Origin of the sequence: Halomonas sp. (assembly GCF_052095765.1) — a bacterium.
Lineage (GTDB): Bacteria > Pseudomonadota > Gammaproteobacteria > Pseudomonadales > Halomonadaceae > Halomonas.
Window position 1 is genome coordinate 1 of sequence record NZ_JBQDJZ010000041.1, and the last position, 5,633, is coordinate 5,633.

Genomic DNA, 5,633 nt, shown 5'->3' on the forward strand with positions numbered 1-5,633 from the left:
CGATGGTAGCGGTCATCATCGACTCCAGCAGGCCAACCACGGTCAGCATGATGGCGTAGGGGAAAATGATAGCTAGGGTTTCAAGATTGAGTGGTACATCCGGCCACAGGAACACCGGCAGGGTGTCAGGCAGCTCGCCCATGTCACCCACGGTACGAATCTCCATGCCGGTGGCCAGATAGACGCCGGTCAGCACCAGAATGCAGACTAGCGGCGACGGTAGCAGCTTGCCGATGGTGGGCACATAGGGGAACAGGTAGATGATGCCCAACCCCGCTGCCGTCATGGCATATACATGCCAGGTAACGTTAGTCAGCTCCGGCAGCTGGGCCATGAAAATCAGGATCGCCAGCGCATTGACAAAGCCGGTCACCACCGAGCGCGAAACAAAGCGCATCAGATCAGCCAACTTCAGATAGCCAGCAATAATCTGAAACACCCCGGTCAACAGAGTGGCTGCCAACAGGTATTCAAGGCCATGCTCTCTGACCAGCGTCACCATTAGCAGTGCCATGGCGGCAGTGGCTGCCGATATCATGCCCGGCCGGCCACCGGCAAAAGCGATGATCACCGCCATGGAAAATGACGCATAGAGCCCTACTTTGGGGTCGACGCCAGCAATGATGGAAAAGGCGATCGCCTCAGGGATAAGGGCCAGAGCTACCACCAGGCCAGACAGAATGTCGCCCCGGATATTGGAAAACCAGTCTTGCTTGAGAGATCGGATCATGAAGCGGTCCAGTCAGGAGTTCGTATCAGTTGGGGCGCGCACCAAGCCGGCTAGCGAACGCTATCTGATGCATGGCATCTGCAAGGGAGCCAGGAAATTTCAGGCCGAAAATTGTACCAAATTACCGCTGATCCCACCACGCCAGCCCTACGGCGCACTTTTCCCAGACAGCCCAGCAGGCCCCAGCAAGGATGCGGTACTCTGGACTCCACCAGGAACGCTTCATCCGAGGCCATGTCAGGTCGCGGTATCATTCCACTACCGCAAAGCCAAGGAACCAGCCATGCCAACGTAGCACTCATGCGTGTCTTGTTAGCCGAGCCTCGCACCATGTTACTTGATGAGCCCTTCTCACGCGTAGACACGACTCTGCGCGACGAGATTCGCCAACGGGTATTTAAGCGTGTACGTGATAAAGGCTTACCAACACTGCTAGTAACTCATGACCTAGCCGGTGCCGAGACTGCCGGTGGGCGCATATACAAAATAGTGCGCAGGGAATAACCCACGCAGCATAGACGAACTAAAGACGTAACGGCCGCGAAGACAGCCGTTTAGTGGGGACACCCGCACCTGATGTCAGGCTTCTGAGGTATTCATACAACATACATCATGCCTGAAAAGAAATTACTCCTTCTCAGGCACTAGACTAGGTTAGCTGCTACTACCAGTGGCAGCCTCATCGGCAACAGCGTCAAGCAAGCCAGACACTTTATCTAGCGGTATGTCGCATCCGGCCAAGCCATGACGCTCCGCCAGATAGTGCGGCGAATTCCATTCCACTACGACGCCTGCGTCTGTCTCTCGGACCAGCATTTTCTGTGGCAAATCAAGCGCCATACTCCCTTGGCACTGCATCATTGGCGTTCCAGCCACAGGATTACCAAAGATAAACAATCGAGTCGGCGGCAAGGTCATTTCTGCCTTTTCCGCATTAGCAGTATGATCGACAACCGTCATCAAAGTAAGGCCTTTGCCTTCAATGGCCGTGCGCAGTCTTTCTGTCACCGTGTCGATATCGGCGCTGGCCTGACGGTGCATGATGCCACTGCTTGCTTCATGGGCCGATGATTCGGCTTCATGAGCATAAGTGCTCAGCGGCAAAAATAGCATAGCAAAGGGAAGAGCCAAGTAAGTCAATGGCTTGAGCATTATTTCCTCCTCATTTATCGAGTTATCTGCATCACATAGCTAGTCTCTCAGCATGCATGCTGATCAGATAAATGACAATCTCCCATCATTTCCGTCTTCGCAAGAACAAGCTCTTTGACGTCCTCACCTCCCTGAAAGAAGGGGATTCTTGGTTGTTGCCTCCAGGTTCCTGCTTCATAGACTACTGCCCCTTGGATTGCCCGCAGCGGCTGATATAGACTCCACAGGCTTAACCTCACGCGCGCCCCACGGTAGTTATCTGCTCGTGCTCTTGCCGCTTGTCGGCACCGGCCAGGATGGCCTTGCCCGCCTTTGAAGCCAGAGGGTATTCGGCTCTTTCTTGAGCGTCGTTAGCAGCTTGCGGTGTCGTTGTAGCCCACCCCTCCTGACTCTCGTACCAGGCATCGGTGCGCTGCCGCAAACCACCTACCCGCCGCATTTACTGCCGCACCTTCCGGATAGCTATTGGGCTTCGAGGATCTGCCCGGATGCGGTAGCCTCATATGCGATTCCTGTTCGTCGGGCCAGGATTTTGCCTTCAGCTTCCTTCAGATTCCGCCTTACAACGGACACCCTTGCTGTTCAGCTAACGGTTCCCGCAATCAGGGTCCGTAGGGGACTTCCACCCCCAAGTCATCCCGAGGCACCACCCTCGGGAACAGCACCTACGGTGCTACGCGCCATGCCTGGCGCACTAAAAAGAGCCGCAGGAGATCTCTCTCCTGCGGCGCCTGCCTATCGAGTAAAAATTTAAGCGCGAACGGCTTTCACGACGCCTTCGCGGGTCAGTTCATCGGTGACCTGATCCACAGCTGCGCGGGTACGAGCAACGATTTCATCCACTTCTTCACGGGTGGCGGTCATCGCCGGTGCAAAGCCGAGAATGTCGCCCTGAGGCATGGCGCGGGTGATCAGATCACGCTCCAGCGCGGCAGCGGACAGACGCGGCCCAACCTTCAGGCTCGGGTCAAACGCCTTGCGGCTGGCCGGATCAGCGGAGAACTCCAGCGCTGCCAGCATACCTACGCCGCGCACGTCGCCAACGATGGGGTGGTCAGCGAAGGTCTCTGCCATCTTCTGCTGCATGTAAGCACCAGTCTCGGCGGCGTTGGCGGTCAGGCCTTCGCGCTCAATGATCGCCAGGTTGGCAAGTGCCGCGGCACAGCCCAAGGCGTGGCCGGAATAGGTCCAGCCGTGGCCGATGGGGCCCAGCTTACTGGTACCCTGCTCCAGCACATTCCATACACGGTCACCAACAATCACGCCTGACAGCGGCTGATAGGCGCTGGTCAGACCCTTGGCGATGGTGATCAGGTCCGGCTTGATGCCGTAGTGATGGCTGCCGAAATCGCTACCAATACGACCAAATCCACACACCACTTCGTCGGCAATCAGCAGGATATCGTACTTGCTCAGCACGGCCTGGATTTCAGTCCAGTAACCTTCCGGCGGCGGCACGATACCACCGGTACCCAGCACCGGCTCACCGATAAAGGCTGCCACGGTATCCGGACCTTCAGCCAGGATCATTTCTTCAAGCTTGGTGGCGCAGAACTTCGAGAACTCGCGCTCGGTCATGCCTTCCTGCTCGGCGGCGCGATGGTAGTAGTACGGCGCCTCGGTGTGCAGGATGCCGGCCAGCGGCAGGTCGAACTGATCATGGAACGCCTTGAGGCCGGTCAGCGAGCCGGTGGCCAGGCCGGAACCGTGGTAACCGCGCATGCGAGAAATAACCTTCTTCTTCTGCGGGCGGCCCAACACGTTGTTGTAGTAGCGGACCAGCTTGAGCTGGGTCTCGTTGGCATCGCTGCCGGACATGCCGTAATAGACCTTGGACATGCCGGGACCGGCCAGCTCGATGATCTTTTCAGACAGCGCGATCTGCGGCTCATTGGAGTGACCCACATAGGTGTGGTAGTACGACATTTCCAGCGCCTGCTGGTAGATGGCGTCAGCCACCTCGGTGCGGCCATAGCCAATGTTCACGCAGTACAGACCGGCAAAGGCGTCCATGAATTCACGGCCGTCTTTATCGATGATGTTGAGACCTTTGCCGCCGGTAATCACACGGCCAGGTGCATCGCCATGGGCGAAATCACGCAGGTGTGTAGAGGCGTGAAAGGTAACTTTGCGGTCGCGGTTGACGAGATCCTGATGCTGCTGGCTCATGGTATGTCTCTCTGTATTGGCCCCTCCATGATCCCCATGGAGAGTATTGCTAAAAATAAAATGGCGTTTATAAAATTCAGCTGCCACTGACCGAGGGCAATGCACCCAGGCAGTAGTATTTCGTTTCGAGATATTCGTCGATACCCGTAGGGCCGCCTTCGCGCCCCAGTCCTGACTGTTTGACGCCGCCGAACGGTACGACAGGGCCGGTCATTTTTACCGAGTTGACCGATACCATGCCGAACTCCAGCCCGCGCAGCAGCTTCCAGATGCGACGGATATCGTGGGTATACACATAGGCAGCCAGGCCGTATTCGGTATCGTTGGCCATTTCGATCACTTCGTCGTCGTCCTGGTAGGGCGTGATGCCTGCCACTGGCGCAAAGTTTTCTTCGCGCCATACCATCATCTCTGCCGTCACGCCGGTCAACAGGGTCGGCATGAAGAAGTTGGGCCCCGGGGCATCGCTCTGGTCGCCGGCCACTAGAGTGGCGCCACGCGAGACGGCGTCATCGACAATGGCTGCGGCTTTTTCTACCGCCTTGGCGTGAATCAGCGGGCCAAGGTGTGTCTCGCTGTCACGGCCGTTGCCCACGTTCAGTGCCTGCATACGCTCGGCAAAATGCGTCACGAACTCATCGTGAATGGAGGCATGCACCAGGATACGGTTGGCTGCCAGACAGTCCTGCCCTGAAGTCTGGAACTTGGCATCCACTGCCGCCATCGCGGCTTCGCGCGGGTCCATGTCCGGGCCGACAATGAAGGGCGCATTGCCGCCAAGCTCCAGCGATACACGCTTCACTGTATTGGCGCACTGCTCCAGCAGGATCTGCCCGACCCGCGTAGAACCGGTAAACGACAGCGCCTTGACGCGATCCTCATTACACAGGATACGCGACACCTCAGCGGCGTCACCCAATACTACGTTGAAGATGCCGGACGGAATATTGGCACGCTCGGCAAGCTCGGCAAGCGCCAGTGCCGAAAACGGCGTCTCGCTGGCCGGTTTGACAATCACCGGGCAACCGGCGGCCAGTGCGGCACCGGCCTTGCGGGTAATCATCGCCAGCGGAAAGTTCCACGGGGTAATCAATGCAGCAATACCCACCGGCTCCTTGATAGTCCCCAGCGCCGCATTCGGGATGTGGCTCGGCAGCGTCTGGCCATAGGCGCGCTTGCCCTCCTCGGCAAACCAGTGCACAAAACTGGCACCATACTCGACCTCGCCACGGGCATCCGCCATGGACTTGCCCTGCTCGAAGCTCATGATCAGCGCCAGGTCTTCACGGTAGTCCAGCATTAGGTCGCGCCAAGCCATCAGGCGCTCGGCACGCTCTTCCGCACGTAACGCACGCCAGCCAGCAAAGGCCGCATCGGCGGCATCAACCGCAGCGTGAATCTGGGCAGCTTCAAGCACAGGAATGCGGCCGATAACCTCGTCCGTAGCCGGATCAGTCACGCGTTCCTCGCGCCCAGCTTCACTGTGGGCCCAACGGCCATCAATGTAGGCATACTGGCGGAACAGGCGTGGATCCGAAAGCCTGGTGGCAAGCGACATGACACCCTCCCGATACCGCCGGGA

General features: G+C 57.9%; 4 protein-coding genes. All 4 read right to left on the reverse strand.

Features of this window, described 5'->3' with window-relative positions; genetic code table 11:
* On the reverse strand, positions 1–730 hold a 730-nt coding region (locus ACTH3D_RS07055; protein ID WP_441666358.1), incomplete at its 3' end, for a SulP family inorganic anion transporter.
* Positions 731–1,384: 654 nt separating this feature from the next.
* Complete coding sequence (locus tag ACTH3D_RS07060; RefSeq protein ID WP_441666359.1) at positions 1,385–1,882, reverse strand: DUF302 domain-containing protein; 498 nt, start codon at positions 1,880–1,882, stop codon at positions 1,385–1,387.
* Positions 1,883–2,632: 750 nt separating this feature from the next.
* Positions 2,633–4,051, reverse strand: a complete 1,419-nt coding sequence (locus ACTH3D_RS07065) for an aminotransferase (RefSeq protein WP_441666360.1) — start codon at positions 4,049–4,051, stop codon at positions 2,633–2,635.
* 76 nt (positions 4,052–4,127) lie between these two features.
* A complete protein-coding gene (locus ACTH3D_RS07070) occupies positions 4,128–5,609 on the reverse strand; it encodes an NAD-dependent succinate-semialdehyde dehydrogenase (protein ID WP_441666361.1) in 1,482 nt (493 codons plus the stop codon).
* Positions 5,610–5,633: the final 24 nt, after the last annotated feature.